Source organism: Saccharothrix hoggarensis (assembly GCF_042678885.1).
GTDB lineage: Bacteria > Actinomycetota > Actinomycetes > Mycobacteriales > Pseudonocardiaceae > Actinosynnema > Actinosynnema hoggarensis.
Genome location: NZ_JBHTLK010000039.1, coordinates 1 through 17,637 on the forward strand (window position 1 = coordinate 1; position 17,637 = coordinate 17,637).

A 17,637-nucleotide genomic window follows, 5' to 3' on the forward strand; every position below is an offset into this window, starting at 1 on the left:
GCCGCAGCACCCGCACGGCCGCCGGCGCGCTCTGCGCGTCCAGGTGCGCGGTGGGTTCGTCGGCGAGCAGCACGGCGGGGGAGCCGACCACGGCACGGGCCAGCGCGGCCCGCTGCTGCTGCCCGAACGACACCTCGGCGGGGTACCGGTCGCCCAGTTCGGCGATGCCCAGCTCCTCCAGCAGCCCGGTCACCCTCGTCAGCGAGCCGCCCGTGCGGCCGAGCCGGATCGGCAGCGCCACGTTCTCCGCCAGCGTCAGCTCGCCCGCCAGGCCGAGGGCCTGGGGGAGCAGGGCGCAGACCTTCCACGGCGGCGGCGACGTCAGCACCTCGCCACCCAGCTCCACCGTGCCCGAGTCCGCCCGGTCGAACCCGGCCAGCACGGCGAGCAGCGCGCTCTTGCCCGACCCGGACGGGCCGGACAGCGTCACCAGCTCGCCGGCCGCCACCTCCAGGTCCACGCCGCGCAGCACGGGCACCGGCCCGGCCGCGTGCCGGAACGTCCGCCGGACACCCACCGCCCGCAACGCCGTCATGCCGCCAACACCCCGTTCCGCAGGTCGAACCTCGTGTCGGCCAACGCGATCAGCCTCGGGTCGTGCGAGGCCACCACCACCGGCACACCTCGCCGCGCCAGGTCGGCCAACGTCTCCAGCACCAGGTCCGCCGACGACGTGTCCAGTTGGGACGTCGGCTCGTCCGCCAGCACGACGGTCGCCCGCCGTGCCAACGCGCACCCGAACGCGAGCCGCTGCTGCTGCCCGCCGGACATCGCCGACACCTTCCACGTGGCCGTGCCGGGCAGCCCCAGCTGCTCCAGCAGCTCGTCGACCGGCGCGTCCAGCCCGGACGCCTGGGCCGCCGCACGCAGGTTGTCGCCCACGTCCAGGTGGCCGATCAGGTTGTCCGACGGGTTCTGGAGCACCAGGGCGACGTCCCGCCGCCGCAGCTTCCGCCGGGCCGCGGACGACAGCCGCGCCGTGCCCGCGCCGCGCAGCTCGACCGCGCCCGTCGTGGGCCGCTCCACCAGGCTCAGCACCCGCAGCAACGTCGACTTGCCCGACCCGGACGGCCCCGCGACCACGGTGATGCCCGACGCGGGGACGTCCAGCGTCACACCGGACACCGCCGTCACCGCCCCGGCCGGCGTCCGGTACTCCACGCCCACCTCGCGCAGGCGCAACACGTGCTCACCCACGGATCAACTCCCCGATCCTCGCCGAACGCGCCGCGCGCACCGCGATCCACGCCGCCACCAGCACCACCAGCACACTTCCCACGACCGTCGACACCACGAGCGGAACGACGTCCGGCACCTCCGGCACCGGCGTCAGCCGCGGCGCGGGATCGAGCTGCGGCACGGTGAACCCGCTGCTCACCGCGCTCGCGGCCAGGCCGACGACGACCGCCCCCGCGGCCACGGCCCCCAGTTCGAGCAGGTGGCTGCGCAGCATCGCGGCGGGGCCGAGGCCCATTCGGGTGCTGAACGCGCCGGACAGCGCGTTCTGCCGCCGCCGCACCTCCACCGCCAGCAGCAGCGCGATCGCCGCCACCACCGCGAGGACGACGCCGATCGCCGTGACGAACCCGAACGTCCACTGAATCGTGAGGAACGGCAGGCCCTTCACCGCCTTCGACTTCTCGCCGACGTTGCGGTACTTCACGCCCACCGCCGCCAGCGCCCGGGTCAGCTCGCCGAGCGGCCGCTGCGACCAGACGTACCAGGAACCCACGTCGCCGCGGTCCTCGATCCGGTCGACCGGGACGACCCAGCCCGTCTTGCCGAGCTTCGGGAACGCGGGCACCCACGCGGACGGGTTGATCGGCGGCAGGCCCGGCAGCGTCACCTCGCGGCGCGGCGAGATCCCGACGCGCAGCGGCTCGTCCAGCAAGGCCGGGTCGATCTCGAACGGGAACGCGCCGTCGCGGAACGTCCTCGGGTCGACCACCAGGGCGGTCCGGTCGTACTGCTCGACGTAGCCGACGATGGTCGAGTCGCCGCGCAGCGAGCCGGGCAGCTCGGAGGTCTCCGGGTCGACCTGCGCGTAGCTGTTGGCGCCGGTGAACATGCCGGACTTCACCTCCAGCGCGGTCCTCTGCGACCCGGCGATGGCGGTGCCGACGGCGATCGTGCCGACCGCCAGCACGCCCACCAGCAGCACGCCGGTCACCGGCCCGGCCGCCGCGGCGAGGCGGCGGATCGCGAGCTGCGCGACGGGCGCCGACCAGAACCGGGCCCGGTGCGACGCGGCCAGCGCCCACCGCGCCAACCGCGCCGTCACCAGCGCCGCGGTGAGCACGACCAGCAGCGGGAACGCCAGGGCGGCGGCGTCGATGCGGGGCAGCCCGCCGATCTTCGTGGTGGTCGCCAGGCCGCTGTTCTGCACCCGGTTCCACGCCCACACGGCGAGCGCGGCCGTGGCGAGCTCCCACGGCGGGGCGGTGAGGACCTTGCGCAGCCGGTTGCCGCGGATGGCGACCTGGAACATGCGGTGCACGCGCAGCGCGGCGGTGGCGAACGTGACCACGACGCTCAGCACGACCACCACCGCGACGGCGACGGCGGCCGTCGTCCCGGTGCCCGGCGGCAGCGCGTCCGACGGCGCGTACACGGGCAGCAGGAGGCGGGCCGTGCCGAGCCCGGCCGCGCCGCCGACGACCAGCGGCAAGCCCAGTTCGAGGACGCCGCGGCCGCCCAGCGCGAACGGACCGGAGCCCCGGACCCACAGCAGCCGCAGCTCGGACCGGCGGCGTTGCGCCCACTGGACGGTGACCGTGGCGATGCCGGCGAGGCCGATGAGGAGGCTGATCAACGTCAGCGGCAGGACGGCGGACCGCACGTTCACGGCGGTCTGCGCGCCGTTCTCCACGGCCAGGACCAGCGGCGACACCGTGCGGTTGAAGAGGTGGCCCAGCGGTTCGACGCGGTCGGAGCCCTCGGCCAGCAGGGCCGCGGCCTCGTCGACGGTGCGCGGCACGTCGCTCGGGAAGCGGACCGTCACATCCGTGGGTCCGGCGACCTCCCGCGGTAGCGCGGCGAACGACTCGGCGCTGGGCATCCACACCACGGCGGTGGCCAGCTCGTCGCGGTCGAGGATGTTGGGCACGATGTAGTGGCGCTCGGAGCACCACCACGCGGGCAGCGGGTCGAGCACGTCGGCGTAGACCGCGGTGACCGGGGGCAGCCGCCCGCCCATGCCGCGCTCGCCCAGCCGGAGGTCGATGGTGTCGGCGATGCTCTTGGGTACCCAGAGACCGTCCTTGCCGCCGCCCTCCAGCACCTCCAGGTGGTCGGTGGCGCCGGGCCGGTAGCCGAACTTCGCGTCGGTCGGCAGGCCGCCGAAGTCCGTGCGCTGCTCCCGCGTGTACATGCCGACGAGGTGGGGCCGCGTCGACACCGCCTCGCCGACCTGCCGCACCAGGCCCGGCACGCGGTCGTGCGGGACGGTGGCCTCCAGCGACGGGTGCAGCGACTCCGCGCACAACTGGCTCTGCTGGTAGGTGATCGCGGCGCTGCCCGAGGCGGCCGAGTGCATCACGGCGGCGGCCACGACGAAGCTCAGCAACAGCGCCGTCACCAAGCTGACCAGCAGTGTCAGTGGGCTCGACAGGGCCGCGCGCGGTGCGGCTCTCCACGGGATCTGCACCACCAGACGGTAACCGGCGGTCCGTCGGGAAAGGAGCCTTCCCCGAACGGCAATCGACTGCCGGACAACATCACGGACAACGCCCGCCGTTGTCCGGGAACGCGCCGTGCGGACCGGACAACGGCATGGCGTGGTCGAGCTGCGTCGACCGGTGGTGTCGGCACCGGCCGGTCGGGGTACTGGCTCACCATGAAGCAGACCGTGATGAAGAAGTCGCTCGCCGTGCTCGCGAGCGCGGCGGCCCTGTTCCTGTCCCTCGGCGCGGGGTGCGACAACCAGGGCGGCAACGAGAACGAGGACCGCCCCGGCGTCGAGAACAACCAGGAGCAGGAACAGGACGGCGAGCAGGAGCAAGAGCAGGAGCAGGACGGCGAGCAGGAAGACGGGAACTGACCCGCCCGCCGCACGCCGGCGCGGCGGTCCGCGCCGGCGTCACTTCCCCCTGCCCGTCTCCTCCTGCAACCGGTCGATGAGCTGGGACGCCTCGACCTTCGTCAGCCCTTGCGGCACCTCCTCGCCCGCCTCCTGCGCCAACGTGTTCAGGTAGGACTCCTGCGGGCCGGTCATCGGCTCGTCGCCCGTCGTCCAGTCACTCGGGTCCTTCTCCGGATTCCGGTTCACCGGCTTCTCCTTCCCTCGAACGCTCGTTCGAGGTACCCGCTCGGACGGCAGGTCAACCACCTCCTGGTCTCTTGACAGACGGAACGTGGTCTAGTCCAATTTCCCCACCTGGAGGCCGCCACCGCTAGGAGGAGAACGATGTCGCGCAGAGTCCTGTTCGCCAGGGTGGCGGCGGTGGCGGCGGTGGTGGTCGGAGCGGCGGCGGTCAGCTTCGCGCCCGCGTACGCCGCGTCCGTCACCGCCACGTTCGCCAAGACGTCCAGCTGGGAGACCGGCTACACCGCCCAGTTCTCGATCAAGAACGGGACCAGCACGGCGATCTCCGGGTGGAAGGTCGAGTTCGACCTGCCCGCCGGCACGACCGTCGGCGCCTACTGGGACGCGTTGCGGACCAACTCGGGCGGGCACTACGCGTTCACCCACCGCGAGTACAACGGCACCATCGCGCCCGGCGCCACGGTGACGTTCGGGTTCAACGCCGCCGGCACCGCCGGCCCGCTCAACTGCAAGATCAACGGCGCGTCGTGCGCGGGTTCGACGACCACCACCACGACGACCACGACCACCACGACGACAACAACGACCACCTCCACGACGACGTCGACCACTACCACCACGACGACCACGCCGCCGCCCACGGGGCTGCCCAAGCGGGTCCTCGTCGGCTACCTGCACGCCAGCTTCGCCAACGGCTCCGGCTACATCCGGATGAAGGACGTCTCCGACGACTGGGACATCATCAACCTGTCCTTCGCCGAACCGACCTCCGCCACGTCCGGCGACCTGCGGTTCGCCCAGTGCCCCGTCGCCGAGTGCCCGAACGTCGAGTCCGAGGCCGAGTTCATCGCCGGCATCCGGGACAAGCAGGCCAAGGGCAAGAAGGTGCTGATCTCCATCGGCGGCGCGAACGGCCAGGTGCAGCTGTCGACCACGGCGGCGCGTGACGCGTTCGTCCGGTCGGCCTCCGCGATCATCGACAAGTACGGCCTGGACGGCCTCGACGTCGACTTCGAGGGCCACTCGCTGTCGCTGAACGCCAACGACACCGACTTCCGCGCGCCCACCACGCCGGTGATCGTGAACCTCATCTCGGCGCTGAAGACGCTGAAGGCCCGCTACGGCGCGAAGTTCGTGCTCACGATGGCCCCGGAGACGTTCTTCGTGCAGGTCGGCTACCAGCACTACGGCGGCAGCGGCGGCGCCGACCCGCGCGCCGGCGCGTACCTGCCGGTGATCCACGCCCTGCGCGACGACCTGACGCTGCTGCACGTGCAGCACTACAACTCCGGCCCGATCATGGGGCTGGACAACCAGTACCACTTCATGGGCGGCCACGACTTCCACGTGTCCATGGCCGACATGGTGCTGGCCGGGTTCCCGGTGCGCGGCGACGCGACCAAGGTGTTCCCGGGCCTGCGACAGGACCAGGTGGCGATCGGCCTGCCCGCGAGCGTCAACGCGGGCAACGGGTTCACGTCGGTCGCCGAGGTGCACAAGTCGCTCGACTGCCTGATGAAGGGCACGAACTGCGGCACGTACAAGCCGAAGGCCGTCTACCCCGACCTGCGCGGGCTGATGACGTGGTCGGTCAACTGGGACCGCCACAACGGCTTCGAGTTCTCCCGCACGCACCGCGCCTACCTGCCGCGGTAGCCGGACGCGGACCCGCCGGGGCGGCACCCGGCGGGTCCGCGAGGGTCGAGGAGAGCGGCGGTCGGGTGGGCTCTCGTACTCGGCGGTCAGCGGCGGCCGGCGGTCAGCGGGGGCGGGCCGGGGTGATCGTCGGCGGTGTCGGGCTGAGGCGCGGGAACAGGGCACGCGTGCGGGGGAGTGCGCCGGCGAGGGGTGTGCACTGCTCCGAGATCCGCTCGGCCGACGTCGGCAGGAACGGCGCGAGTTCGCGGGCCAGCGCGCGGCACGCCGTGAGCAGGGCCGTGATGGTGGCGTCCAGCCGTCGGCCCGCCGCCACGTCGCCGCCGCGCTCGGCTCGGGCCAGCTCCCACGGCCGCACCCGCTCGACGTGCCGGTTGGCCTCCTCCACAATCCGCCACACCGCCGCCGTCGCCCGCCTGAAGTCGAAGTCGGTGAGCGCCTCGTGGACGAGGTCCGGCGCGTCACGGCACGCCGTCAGCAGCGGGTCCGCGCCGGGGTCCGGCTCGGCGACCGGCGGCCGGCCGTCGCGGTAGCGGTGCACGAGGGCGGTGACCCGGCTGACGAGGTTGCCCAGCCCGTTGGCCAGGTCCTCGTCGGCGCGGGAGACGAGCCGGGGCACGGTGAAGTCGGTGTCGCCCACGCGGGCCACCTCCCGCACCAGCCACCACCGCACCGCGTCCGTCCCGTACCGGGCGGCCAGGTCGACCACGTCGCCGGCCGACTTGCTGATCTTGCGGCCGTCGGTGGTGAGGTGGTCGTGCACCAGGATGTCGGTCGGCAGCGGCTCGCCCGCGGACAGCAGCAGGGCGAGCCAGTACACCGCGTGGAAGCGCACCACGCCCTTGCCGATCACGTGCACGCGACGGCCGTCCTCCACCCACCAGCGGCGGTAGTCCGGGCTGCCCGTGCCGTAGCCCAGGCTGGAGATGTAGTTGCCCAGCGCGTCCCACCACACGTAAACGACCTGGTCGGGGTCACCCGGCACGGGGATGCCCCAGCCGCGGGCGCGGACCCGTGAGCGGGAGGCGCTGAAGTCCCGCAGGCCGGCCGCGATGAACGCGAGGACCTCGTTGCGGCGCACGGCGGGTTCGACGCGCACCGCGCCGGAGCTGATCAGGTCGTGCAACCGGTCCTGGTGGCGGGACAGCCGGAAGAACCAGTTCTCCTCGGCCACGCGCCGCGGCTCGACATCGTGCTCGGGGCACTTGCCGGCGACCAGCTCGCCAGGCGCGTAGAACTGCTCGCAGCCCACGCAGTACAGGCCGTCGTAGTGCTCGCGGTAGAAGTCGCCCGCGTCCGCGCAGGCGCGCCAGAGCCGTTCGACGCCGGCCCGGTGGCGGTCGTCGCGGCTGGTGCGGATGAAGTCGGTGAACGACAGCGCCAACGGCTCGCGCAGCGCCGCGAACGCCTCGGCGTTGCGGTCGACCAGGTCGGCGGTCGACAGGCCCTCGGCCTCGGCGGCCAGCACGTTCTTGAGCGAGTTGTCGTCGGTGCCGGTCAGGAACCGCACCTCGTCGCCGCGCCGGCGGTGGTGGCGGGCCAGCACGTCGGCCTGCACGGCCTCCAGCGCGAAACCCAGGTGCGGCCGGGCGTTGACGTACGGGATGGCGGTGGTGACGTAGAAGCGCGACATCGGGAACCTCCGGGGTGCGGGGGCTCCCGTCCGGTCGGAGGCCCCTGGGACGAGGGGGCCTCGGACGACGTCATCCGTGCAGCACCGGCGGCCCCGCGTGGCGGGGCACCATGACCGGGCACGGGGACGACGAGGACATGCGGCGACGCTAGCAGCGCCGCCGCACGTCCCGCGTCCGAATTACCGGGGTCGCGAGGGCGTCGGCTAGCAGCCGATGCGGTTGGCGCCCAGCGCGATGTCGTCGAGCCAGATGTCGTAGCTGCCGCCGTTCGGCTGGTAGAGCTGCCAGCCCAGCTTGACCGTGTCGAACTTCGGGAACAGGAAGTCGACCTGGTTGCCGCCGTGCTCGCGGGTGGAGACGGTCAGGTCCGGGTTGGCCACGCCGTCGAACCACAGCGTGATCCGGTTGTCGGACGCGTCCATGCGCCACTCCACGCACTGCCACACGTCCGGCTTCGACGGGGCCGACTCGCGCCAGTTCGTCCAGTCGCCGGTCGGGCCGCCGTCCGCGCCGACGCCCCACAGCGCCTTGTCCAGCGTGGGCACGTACTGGCCGCCCAGCGGCCGCACCACCTCGGGACCGTCGCCGGTCGCCTCGATCAGGGTGTAGTGCGCCCAGTCCGGCTCGGTCGGGAACGCGTCGACGCGCACCCGGACCCGGCCGTAGAAGCTGTTGCCCGGCGCGGCGAAGTCGTCCACCTTGAGGAACGCCCGGCCGTTGCCCTCGGCCCGCACGTGCAGCACCTTCTGGCCACGCCGGTCGCGTTCGACCTCCAGCGAGCCGTTCCGGGTGTCCACGCCCCACTTCAGGCTGGTGCCGGCGCCCGTGGGCACGTCCTGGAAGTCCTCGCAGAACAGCAGCTCGGCGCGGGCGCAGGTCTTCAGCCGGTGGTTGCCGTCGCGGGCCGCCGCCGGTCCCGGCTCGGCGACGCCGTAGCTCATGGGACCGAAGCCGGCGGAGCCCGCGGCGCCGGGGTCCGAGGCGGCGGCGTCGGAGGCAGCGGGGTCGGAGGCAGCGGGGTCGGAGGCGGACGCCGCCGGGAGGGCGACGACCGACAGGAGGACGGCGAGGACCGCCGAGGACAACCGTTTCCGCACGGGTAGCTCCTTCTGCGCTGAGGGGGCAGAGGGGGAACCTACCGATTCTGGGAACGCTCCCATACCTCTGACCGGCCCAACAGTGCTCGCCGAACGGCGGTGCTGCTCCACGCGGTGGTTGCCGGTCGTGCCGTCCCGGTCGGGTCGACGCTGTCGGGACGGCCGGTGGGATGCGCCGGTCGGGTGCGGGGGCCGGTGGGGCTGCCCCGGTCAGGTCGCGGTGGGAAGACGGCCGGTGGGGCCGCCCGGTCGCGTCAGACGAAGCGGGACGGGTCGCCGGCGCCGTGCCGGACGACCTCGGGCTCGCCCTGCGAGAAGTCGATCACCGTGGTGGGTTCGGTGCCGCAGTCCCCGGAGTCGAGCACCGCGTCGACCACGTGGTCCAGCCGGTCCTTGATCTCCCACCCGTGCACCAGGGGCTCCTCCTGGTCGGGCAGCAGCAGGGTGCTGGACAGCAGCGGCTCGCCGAGTTCCGCCAGGAGCGCCTGCGCCACCGGGTGGTCCGGGATGCGCGCGCCGACCGTCTTCTTCTTCGGGTGCATCAGCCGGCGCGGCACCTCGGTGGTCGCCGGCAGGATGAACGTGTAGCTGCCCGGCGTCGCCGCCTTGATCGCCCGGAACACCGAGTTGTCCACGTGCACGAATTGCCCCAACTGGGCGAAGTCGCGGCACATGAGGGTGAAGTGGTGGCGGTCGTCCAGGTGCCGGATCTGCCGGATGCGGTCCAGCCCGGCCTTGTTCCCGAGCCGGCAGCCGAGCGCGTAGCACGAGTCCGTGGGATAGGCGATCAACCCGTCCGACTTGATCAGCTCCACCGCCTGGTCGATGGACCTGCGCTGGGGGTTGACCGGGTGCACGTCGAAGTACCTCGCCATGTCGGGAGCCTAGTCCCTCGGGCCGGTCGGCGTGGTGCCCCGGTCCGGTGTCGCGCCACGGCGGGAGCGCGCCGGCCGGTGTCACGGGGGACGTCGCGGGAGCCGTCGCCGTCCTGCGGGCCGGTGTCGCCCGACCCGGTGACCGGGCGCCGGCCGCGTCACCGCACATGAGCCTTCGTCGTATTTGTCCAAAAAGGACTCACATTTCGGCTCCCTTGAGGACAGTTCACACGAACGCGTGGAGGAAACCCCCGGTCGTATTTTGTCGATCATCCTAAGTGGACGTGGACGGGCGAGTGCGGTGAAGATGCCCGGGTGAACCGGGAATCCGGACGTGGTGATCCCGCGCCGGTCCCCGGTCGTGTGACGCTTGCTCCAGAATTGAAAGCAGAACAAACCTCATGCCTCGCGAGACCGCCTCCGCCCCCGCCCCCGCAACGGCCTCCGCCACCGCGCCCACCACCACCGCATCCGCATCCGCGACCACGGCGGCCTCCGCGCCCGAACGCGGCTCACGCCCGCTGCCCGTCCACCTCGTCGGCTCGCTGCCGCACCCGCTGTGCGACGACCCCGCCACCTCGATGCGCTGGTTCCTCGACCACCGGGGCGACGCCCGGCTGACCGCGCTCCCGTCCGACCGCGACCCCCGCTGGATCATCGAGTGGCTGACGCACCACATGTCCGCGGTGCCCGCCCTCGAACAGGTCCGCGGCGGGGAGAGCCGGGGTTACGACGACATGCCGTTCTACCGGGTCCGCCCCGGCCACCGGCTGCGGCCGGAGGACATCGGGCTCGCCCGGCTCGCCCAGGCCGAGGCGGCGTTCGCGGCGCTCGACCGGCTCTGCCCAGCCGAGGCGCCGCCCAGGGTGCAGGTCGGCATCCCCAACGCCCTCGACCTCGCGTTCTTCACCTTCGGCTCGGTGGAGGCCGCCCGCGAGTGGCTGCCGACCATGCAGGAGGCCGTGCTCGCCGAGGTCACCGGTCTCGTCGCCCGGTGGGGTGACCGGGTGCAGTTGCAGCTGGAGACGCCGGCCGTGCTGGTGTCGTACCACTGCGCGCCGCCGCCGGTGTGGCCGACGCTCACCGCCGAGCTGACCGCGCAGGTCGGCGAGGTGATCGCCGCCGCGCCGGACGCGCGCTGGGTGCTGCACCTCTGCTACGGCGACCTGGAGCACGTGCCGGTGTTCACCCCGGCCGACCTCCACCCGCCGGTGCGGTTCGTCAACGCGCTGGCGGACGTGCTGGCGGAGCGGGGGGTGGCGATGCCCACCGTGCACCTGCCGGTCGCCAGCGGCGGCCACCCGCCGTGCACCGACCCGGCGTTCTTCGACGCCCTGCGGCACCTGCGGCGCGGGGTGGACGTCATCGCGGGCGTGGTCGCGGAGAACCACCCGGTGGAGACGCGCCGGGCGCTGCGGCTCGTCGTGGACGCGCTGGTCGGGCCGGTCGCCGGCGTCGCCGCCGCGTGCGGGTACGGCCGGCGCACCGAGCGCGCCGCCGCCGCGAACCTGGCGCTGGCCGCCGAGGTGGCGCGGGAGTGGTGCGTGGGCTGACCCGGGAGGACGGTGGGCACGCCGGGGGCCCACCGTCCCCATAGCGCTGTCCGAGCCGGACGCAAGCCGATTCGCAGCATTGTGCAGCTCCCTTGAAGGCCGCGTGGCGCACGCGGTGGAGTGGGGCGCGACAGAGGATCGAATCGGTAGAAGCGGACGGGCGGAGAGCCTCATGGCGTCAGGTTTGTCCCCGACGAGGCAGCAGAGCGGGCTGCCCCAGCGCCGGGTGGTGATCACCGGACTCGGCGTGTTCTCGAGCATCGGCACCGGCGCGGCCGAGTTCGTCGACGGCCTGCGTGAAGGCCGCAGCGGCGCCCGGCCGATCTCCGTGTTCGACACCGAAGGCTACGCACACGCCAACGGTTGCGAGGTCACGGATTTCCAGCCGGCGGAGTGGATCCACGAGCTGGACGCCGCGTCCCTGGGACGCGCCACCCAGTTCTCCGTCGCCGCGGCCGGCATGGCCGTGCGCGACGCGGGACTGGACCCGGCGCACCTGCGGGACCGGCACGGTGTCATCTCCATCGGCACCACCGACGGCGAGTCGCGCGACCTCGACCAGCTGGTCGAGACCGAGGTGCGGCGCGGCCCGGAGCACATGGACCGGCAGCAGACCCGGCGCGTGCCCGCCGGACGGCTGTCCTCGGCCATCGCGCAGGAGCTCGGGCTGTCCGACGTGGAAGCGGTCACGCTGCCCACGGCGTGCGCGGCCGGCAACTACGCGATCGGGTACGGGTTCGACGCGGTGCGCTCCGGCGAGGCCGAGTTCGCCCTGTGCGGCGGCGCGGACGCCATGTGCCGCAAGACGTTCACCGGCTTCTACCGGCTCGGCACGATCGCGCCGGAGCGGTGCCAGCCGTTCGACGTGGACCGCAAGGGCATCCTCACCGGCGAGGGCGCGGGCGTGCTGCTGCTGGAGAGCCTCGACTCGGCGCTCGCCCGCGGCGCGAAGATCTACGCCGAGGTCCTCGGCTACGGGCTGAACTGCGACGCCTACCACCAGGTCGCGCCCAAGCAGGACAGCGTCGCGGAGTGCATGCGGCTGGCGCTGGAGAACGCGGGCATCAAGCCCGAGGAGGTCGACCTCGTCTCCGCGCACGGCACCGGCACCAAGGCCAACGACGTCACCGAGTCGCGGGCGATCCGCCACGTCTTCGGCGACGAGCCGCCGCGCACCATCTCCATCAAGTCGATGATCGGGCACACGATGGGCGCGGCCAGCGCGCTCGCCGCGATCGCCTGCGCCCTGGCCATCACCGAGGGCTTCATCCCGCCGACGATCAACCACACCGAGACCGACCCCGAGTGCGACGTGGACTGCGTGCCCAACCACGCCGTCCCGGCGGACCTGCGGATCGTGCAGAACAACGGCCTCGCGTTCGGCGGCAACAACTCCGTGGTCATTCTCGGCAAGTACGAGGAGCGGGTGTCATGAGCTGGTACATCACGGGATCGGGTGGGGTGGCCAGCGTCGGCAGCGGCGTCGGCCCGCTGTTCGACAGCCTGTGCGCCGGTCGGACCGGGTTGGCGCCGCTGCGCGGCTTCGACGCCGAGCCCTTCCGGGCGCGCCACGCCTACGAGATCGACAACCGGCCGGAACCGGGCCGCGACGTGCCGCACCGGGCCACCGACGCGTTGGTGGAGGCCATCACGGAGGCGGCGCGCGAGGCGGGCCTCGACGACCTGACGGACGTGCCGATCCTGGTCGGCACGGGGCTGCGGGAGCTGCGGTCGCTGGAGCTGTGGTGGCGCGACGGCGTGCCGTTCGCCCCGCGGGACCTGCACTTCGGCACCGCGCTGCGGGACCGGCTCGGCGCCGTGACCACCTACACGTTCTCCAACGCCTGCTCGGCTTCGCTGTACGCGTTGGCGATGGGCAGCGACATGCTGGCCCTCGACGCGGCGGACACCGTGATCGTGGCGGGCGTCGACGTGCTCACCGAGAGCATGCACGGCCTGCTGGAGCGGGTGCACGCCACGCCGCCGGACCGGGTCCGCCCGTTCGACCGCAACCGCACCGGCGTGCTGATGGGCGACGGCGCCGCGGCCGTGGTGCTGCGACGCGAGCCCGGCGACCGCCCCAAGGGCCGGTTGCGCGCCGTGTCGGTCAACTGCGACGCCTACCACGTCACCGCGCCGGACCCGAAGGGCATCGCGTCCGCCATGCGGTCGTCGCACGACCTGGCCGGCGTGAAGCCGGAGGACGTCGACCTCGTCCTGCTGCACGGCACCGGCACGCTGCTCAACGACGAGGCCGAGGCCGTGGCGATGGCGGACGTGTACGGCGACCACGCCGACGGGCCGCTGATGACCGCGATCAAGTCCATGACCGGGCACACCTCGGGCGCGTCCGGGCTGATGAACCTGGTGGTGGGGCTGGAGTCCCTGCGCACCGGCGTGGTGCCGCCGGTCGTCGGCCTGGACGACCCGGTCGACGAGGCCGCCGACTTCCGGTTCGTGCTGGGCGAGCCCGCCACCGGCGACCTGTCGGTGGCCCAGGTCAACGCCTTCGGCTTCGGGGGCATCAACGCCGTGGCGATCGTGGAGGCAGTCCGATGACCGTCGTGGTGACCGGGGTCGGCGTCACGCTCCCGCGGGCGTCGTCCGCCGAGAGCCTGCTGACCGCCGTGGCGCACACCGCCGAGCCGGTGCGCCCGGAGCTGCGGATCGGCAAGAAGGGCCTGCGGTACAAGGACCGCGCCACGCAGCTCGGGTACTGCGCCGCCGACGCCGCGCTGCGCGACTCGGGGCTGCTCGGCGAGGACGGGCTGGCCGTCGCGGACCACACGGTCGGCGTGGTCGCCAGCTCCAACTTCGGCAACGCGGACACCGTCACCGGCGTGCTGGACACGATCGCCGCCGAGACGACCATGGGCACCAGCCCGATGCACCTGCCGAACGCGTCCAGCAACGTGATCGCCACCTCGGTGGCCATCCGCTTCGGGCTGCGCGGGCCGAACCTCATGGTGTGCAACGGCGTCACGTCCGGCCTGGACGCGGTGTTCTGGGCCGCCAACATGATCGCCGCCCGCCGGGTGACCCGCGTCCTGGTGCTCGGGGTCGAGCCGGACAACGACGTGGTGCGCAAGCTGCTCGGCGGTCGGCGTGCCATCGACGGCGCGGTCGGGCTCGTGCTCGAAGACGCCGAGGCGGCCGCCGAGCGGGGCGCCACCGTGCGCGCCGAGGTGGGCCGCTACGCCCGGACCGGCGGCGTGCGCGAGTGCGTCGACCGGCTGTCCGACGTGGACGGTGGCGCGCCCGGCCTGCTGCACCTGCCGGAGAGTGGCGGCGCGGTGCCCGACTCGATCCTGGCCGGCGTGCCGCGGTACGACCTGGCCAAGGCCTGGGGCGTGGCGTCCGGCGCGCTCGGCGTGATGCAGTGCGCGGCGGCCGTCGGCTGGTTCGCCGGGCGCGGCGACGGTCCCGTGTACGTCCTCGCGGGCGGCGACGGCGACGAGGCCACCGCCGGCCTGGTGCTGCGACCCGCCGGGGTGGCCGGATGACCCTGGCGGCGGACGTCGAGCGTCCGGTCGTGCTGCGGCGGCACGCCGAGGGCGAACGCGCCCGGCTCCTGCTGCTGCACGGCCTGGCGAACAGCAGCACCGTGTGGTCGGAGTTCGTCCGGCACGCCGACCGCGGGTTCGACATCTGGTCGGCCGACCTGCCGTGGCGGGGCGAGGGCGTGGCGTCGTGGAGCAACCGCGGCGACCTGCCCGCGTGGATCGCCGAGGCGATGGACGAGGTGCCGGGCGGCGCCGGCGTCGTGGTGGCGCACTCCTTCTCCGCGACGTTGCTGCTGACCCTGCTGGACCGGGAGGCGTCCGCCGGGCGCGACCCGTTCGAGCGGTACGGCATCCGGGCGCTGGTGCTGGTCTCGCCGTTCTACCGCACCGACCCCGAGGACTTCGACTGGGCGGACATCTCCCGGTACCTCAACGACTTCCACCTGATCATGGAGGACGGCATCCGGGTGCACGCCGGCGGCCGGGTCGGGCCGGACCTCCGGCGCGACCTGGCGCACCGGGTGCGCGACCACGTCGGCCCGTACGGCTGGACGAGGTTCTTCCAGACCTACCTCGACACGCCGTGGCTGCGCACGGACGCGATCCGGGTGCCGTGCCTGGTCCTCGCCGGCGAGCGGGACTTCGCCGCGCCGCCCGGCGAGGCCGTCTCGCTGGCCGGGCGGCTGCCCGACGCGGACGTGCGGGTCCTGCCCGACTGCGGCCACTTCCTGATGTCCGAGCAGCCGGGCGGTTTCGCCGACGCCATCGCGGAGTTCGTCGCCGCACTGCCCGACACCCGGCGGCGCCGCCCGCCGGGCGCCGACACCGACGCACTGCCCACCGGACGCCGAGCGGGGTCCGGATTCCGACCAGTAGGGGAGCACACCCGATGACCGCCGTTGCGGAGTCCATCACCCACGAGCTGTTGTCCCGCGCCACGACGGTGGCCGTGCGGCCGAGGTACGAGGGCAACAACATCTGCACCTGGATCGGCTTCAAGCACGTCAACTACCTGGTCGAAGAGGCCGTGCTGGACCACTTCCGCCAGTCCGGCCTGTCGAGCAGGCGGCTGTTCGAGGAGTTCGGGCTCGGCCTGGACATCGTCTCCATCGACACCCGCATCCTCAACGCGTTCCACCTCGACGAGGTCGGCTTCGCCACCGTCGTGCCGAAGATCGCCGACGGCTCCGACCGGCTCGACTTCACGGTGACCATCACCAAGGAGGGCGGCACGACCAAGGACGTCACGTCCAAGGTGACGGTGGCGCTGCGCAAGGACACCTACATCGAGCCGACCGACGCCTACCCGTCGGAGCTGGAGCGGTTCGTCGTCGCGAAGATCGGCGGCGCGGAGCCCGGCGAGCGGGTCGACGTGGCCGCCAACACAGCGCTGTCCGAGGGCCGCGGCACCAGCGCGGGCGACGACCCGGTACTGAAGCAGCTGACCGCCGGCCGCAACGCGTTCGGCTGGAAGTGGCGCATCCCGTACCCGTACTGCCACAACAACGAGCGCCTCCAGATGTCCGGCTACCTGCGCCAGATGGAGGAGGTCGTCGACCTGTTCCTGGCCGACCGCGGCATCTCGATCAAGACGCTGCTGGACGACCGCCGCTGGATCCCGGTCGTCCCGCACTCGAAGATCAAGTTCCTGGACGAGGCGCTGATGGAGGAGGACCTCTACACGATCTACACCGTGGAGGAGATCTTCAAGGACTTCACCTACCGCTCCCGCATGGACACCTACGTGGTCCGCGACGGCCGGCTCGTGCAGACCTCGACCGGCACCATCACCCACGGCTACGCCGTGATCGAGAACCGCCGCGACTGGAAGCTCGTGCCGTTCGACCAGCGCGTGCTCGAGGCGTTCGGGCGAGTGAACCCGTCATGAGCGCGGGCGGGGTGACCGACGCGCGGCCGGGCCACCTGCTGGTGGCCTCCCGCGGACCGTGGGCGGGACCGGGCGTGGAGCGGTTCCTGTCCGACGCCGCCGCCCTCGCCGGCACCGGCACACCGGTCACGGTGGCGCTGATCGCCGACGCGACGGCGCTGGCGCTGCCCGGCGGCTCGGCCGACCTGGTCACCCTGCTCGACGCGGGCGTCGCCGTGCTGGTGGACCGCTTCTCGGCGGCCCAGCGCGGCGTCGCCGGGATGGACCTCCCGGCCGGCGCGCGGTGGGTCGACGCCGACGAGCTGGCCGTGCTGCTGCTGGAACCCGACGTGCCGGTGGTGTGGCACTGATGGCCCGCGCGATCCCGAGCACGGACGTGCTCATCACGCTGATGGGCGCGCCGCACGCCGACGACACCGTCACCAGCGCGATCCGGCTGGTGCAGGCGATGCTGGCGCGCGGCGGCCGGGTGCAGGTCTGGACCTGCGGCTACGCCACCATGCTGACCCAGCGGTCGCTCGGCGACAGCAAGCCGCGCAACCTCGCCGACTGGTCCGCCGAGTACCCGACGACGACGGCGCTGGTCTCCGAGCTGCTGGAGGCGTTCCCGGAGCAGCTGTTCTGGTACGGCTGCCGGTTCTGCAGCGACGACCGCGGCGCGACCGACCACCTGCCCGGCGTGGTGCTGCGGGCGCCCGCCAAGTACGCGGACAACGTCGCCGCGGCCGCGAAGACCGTGCTGATCGGGGTCATGTGATGGCCGAGACGCTGGCGATCGTGGAACGCGCCTACCGGGGCGCGCTGGAGAAGCAGTTCTTCGACGCGCTGTACCTGGCGGTGGAGCTGCACCGCCAGCTCGGCGGGCTCGACGTGCTGCTGCGCGGACCGGCGGTCAGCTACGCCGCCGCCCGCGCCGAGGTCGGGCCGATCGACGTGGGGCGCCGCCGGGTCGACACCCTCACCGACCCGCGCCGCGACCTGACCCGGCTGCGCGAGTCCGGAGTGGACATCTGGGTCGAGGAACGGGACCTCGCGCCGTTCGGCGTGACCGGACCGGGCGCGCTGCTGCCCGGCATCCGGACCGCCGCGCCGGGCGAGCTGGCCCGGCGGTGGCCCGACTACCGGCGGGTCTGCTTCCTGTGAACGGACCCGCCCGGTCCGGCCCAC

The 17,637-nt window shown here is 73.0% G+C and carries 18 protein-coding genes; 11 read left to right on the forward strand and 7 right to left on the reverse strand.

What is annotated here, in order from left to right:
- The 3 genes from ACFQ3T_RS10485 to ACFQ3T_RS10495 all read right to left on the reverse strand — a co-directional run.
- Positions 1–535 (reverse strand): ABC transporter ATP-binding protein (locus ACFQ3T_RS10485; RefSeq protein WP_380722803.1); only part of this gene is annotated, 535 nt, incomplete at its 3' end.
- The gene (locus ACFQ3T_RS10490) at positions 532–1,197 is read right to left on the reverse strand and encodes an ABC transporter ATP-binding protein (RefSeq protein ID WP_380722805.1); all 666 of its coding nucleotides are present in this window, start codon (positions 1,195–1,197) and stop codon (positions 532–534) included. The genes ACFQ3T_RS10490 and ACFQ3T_RS10485, both read right to left, overlap by 4 nt.
- On the reverse strand, positions 1,190–3,577 hold the full coding sequence (locus ACFQ3T_RS10495) for an ABC transporter permease (protein WP_380722807.1): 2,388 nt from the start codon (positions 3,575–3,577) through the stop codon (positions 1,190–1,192). The genes ACFQ3T_RS10490 and ACFQ3T_RS10495 overlap by 8 nt, the downstream gene beginning before the upstream one ends.
- Before the next feature lie 258 nt (positions 3,578–3,835).
- Between ACFQ3T_RS10495 and ACFQ3T_RS10500 the strand changes: the two genes are divergently transcribed.
- Positions 3,836–4,039 carry a hypothetical protein gene (locus ACFQ3T_RS10500; RefSeq protein ID WP_380722809.1) on the forward strand — a complete coding sequence of 68 codons (204 nt, stop codon included), beginning with the start codon at positions 3,836–3,838 and terminating at the stop codon, positions 4,037–4,039.
- A 39-nt stretch (positions 4,040–4,078) separates the two neighbouring features.
- Here ACFQ3T_RS10500 and ACFQ3T_RS10505 read toward each other — a convergent pair whose 3' ends face one another.
- Positions 4,079–4,267, reverse strand: coding sequence for a DUF3072 domain-containing protein (locus ACFQ3T_RS10505; protein WP_380722811.1), 189 nt, complete (start codon positions 4,265–4,267; stop codon positions 4,079–4,081).
- Between the two features lie 138 nt (positions 4,268–4,405).
- On the opposite strand from ACFQ3T_RS10505, the gene ACFQ3T_RS10510 reads away from it, so the two are divergent.
- Positions 4,406–5,920, forward strand: coding sequence for a chitinase (locus ACFQ3T_RS10510; RefSeq protein WP_380722813.1), 1,515 nt, complete (start codon positions 4,406–4,408; stop codon positions 5,918–5,920).
- Positions 5,921–6,023: 103 nt separating this feature from the next.
- Here the strand turns inward: ACFQ3T_RS10510 and metG are convergent, their stop codons facing one another.
- The 3 genes from metG to ACFQ3T_RS10525 form a co-directional block, all read right to left on the reverse strand.
- The gene (gene metG, locus ACFQ3T_RS10515; RefSeq protein WP_380722815.1) at positions 6,024–7,553 is read right to left on the reverse strand and encodes a methionine--tRNA ligase; all 1,530 of its coding nucleotides are present in this window, start codon (positions 7,551–7,553) and stop codon (positions 6,024–6,026) included.
- 204 nt (positions 7,554–7,757) lie between these two features.
- Entirely contained in the window at positions 7,758–8,651 is an 894-nt protein-coding gene (locus ACFQ3T_RS10520) for a hypothetical protein (RefSeq protein ID WP_380722817.1), read from the reverse strand.
- 254 nt (positions 8,652–8,905) lie between these two features.
- On the reverse strand, positions 8,906–9,526 hold the full coding sequence (locus tag ACFQ3T_RS10525; RefSeq protein ID WP_380722819.1) for an L-threonylcarbamoyladenylate synthase: 621 nt from the start codon (positions 9,524–9,526) through the stop codon (positions 8,906–8,908).
- 401 nt (positions 9,527–9,927) lie between these two features.
- Between ACFQ3T_RS10525 and ACFQ3T_RS10530 the strand changes: the two genes are divergently transcribed.
- The 9 genes from ACFQ3T_RS10530 (at position 9,928) to ACFQ3T_RS10570 (ending at position 17,613) form a co-directional block, all read left to right on the forward strand.
- Complete coding sequence (locus tag ACFQ3T_RS10530; RefSeq protein ID WP_380722821.1) at positions 9,928–11,079, forward strand: hypothetical protein; 1,152 nt, start codon at positions 9,928–9,930, stop codon at positions 11,077–11,079.
- A gap of 172 nt (positions 11,080–11,251) precedes the next feature.
- A complete protein-coding gene (locus tag ACFQ3T_RS10535; protein WP_380722823.1) occupies positions 11,252–12,514 on the forward strand; it encodes a beta-ketoacyl-[acyl-carrier-protein] synthase family protein in 1,263 nt (420 codons plus the stop codon).
- Positions 12,511–13,638: a beta-ketoacyl-[acyl-carrier-protein] synthase family protein gene (locus tag ACFQ3T_RS10540; RefSeq protein WP_380722825.1), complete on the forward strand. Its 1,128-nt coding sequence runs from the start codon at positions 12,511–12,513 to the stop codon at positions 13,636–13,638. Before ACFQ3T_RS10535 ends, ACFQ3T_RS10540 begins: the two co-directional genes overlap by 4 nt.
- Positions 13,635–14,582: a beta-ketoacyl synthase N-terminal-like domain-containing protein gene (locus ACFQ3T_RS10545; RefSeq protein WP_380722827.1), complete on the forward strand. Its 948-nt coding sequence runs from the start codon at positions 13,635–13,637 to the stop codon at positions 14,580–14,582. Before ACFQ3T_RS10540 ends, ACFQ3T_RS10545 begins: the two co-directional genes overlap by 4 nt.
- Positions 14,579–15,475, forward strand: a complete 897-nt coding sequence (locus tag ACFQ3T_RS10550) for an alpha/beta fold hydrolase (RefSeq protein WP_380722829.1) — start codon at positions 14,579–14,581, stop codon at positions 15,473–15,475. The genes ACFQ3T_RS10545 and ACFQ3T_RS10550 overlap by 4 nt, the downstream gene beginning before the upstream one ends.
- A complete protein-coding gene (locus tag ACFQ3T_RS10555) occupies positions 15,472–16,470 on the forward strand; it encodes a thioesterase family protein (protein WP_380722831.1) in 999 nt (332 codons plus the stop codon). The genes ACFQ3T_RS10550 and ACFQ3T_RS10555 overlap by 4 nt, the downstream gene beginning before the upstream one ends.
- Positions 16,467–16,820: a hypothetical protein gene (locus ACFQ3T_RS10560; protein WP_380722833.1), complete on the forward strand. Its 354-nt coding sequence runs from the start codon at positions 16,467–16,469 to the stop codon at positions 16,818–16,820. Before ACFQ3T_RS10555 ends, ACFQ3T_RS10560 begins: the two co-directional genes overlap by 4 nt.
- Positions 16,820–17,227, forward strand: coding sequence for a hypothetical protein (locus ACFQ3T_RS10565; protein ID WP_380722835.1), 408 nt, complete (start codon positions 16,820–16,822; stop codon positions 17,225–17,227). The genes ACFQ3T_RS10560 and ACFQ3T_RS10565 overlap by 1 nt, the downstream gene beginning before the upstream one ends.
- Positions 17,227–17,613, forward strand: a complete 387-nt coding sequence (locus ACFQ3T_RS10570) for a hypothetical protein (RefSeq protein WP_380722837.1) — start codon at positions 17,227–17,229, stop codon at positions 17,611–17,613. Before ACFQ3T_RS10565 ends, ACFQ3T_RS10570 begins: the two co-directional genes overlap by 1 nt.
- Positions 17,614–17,637 lie beyond the last annotated feature (24 nt).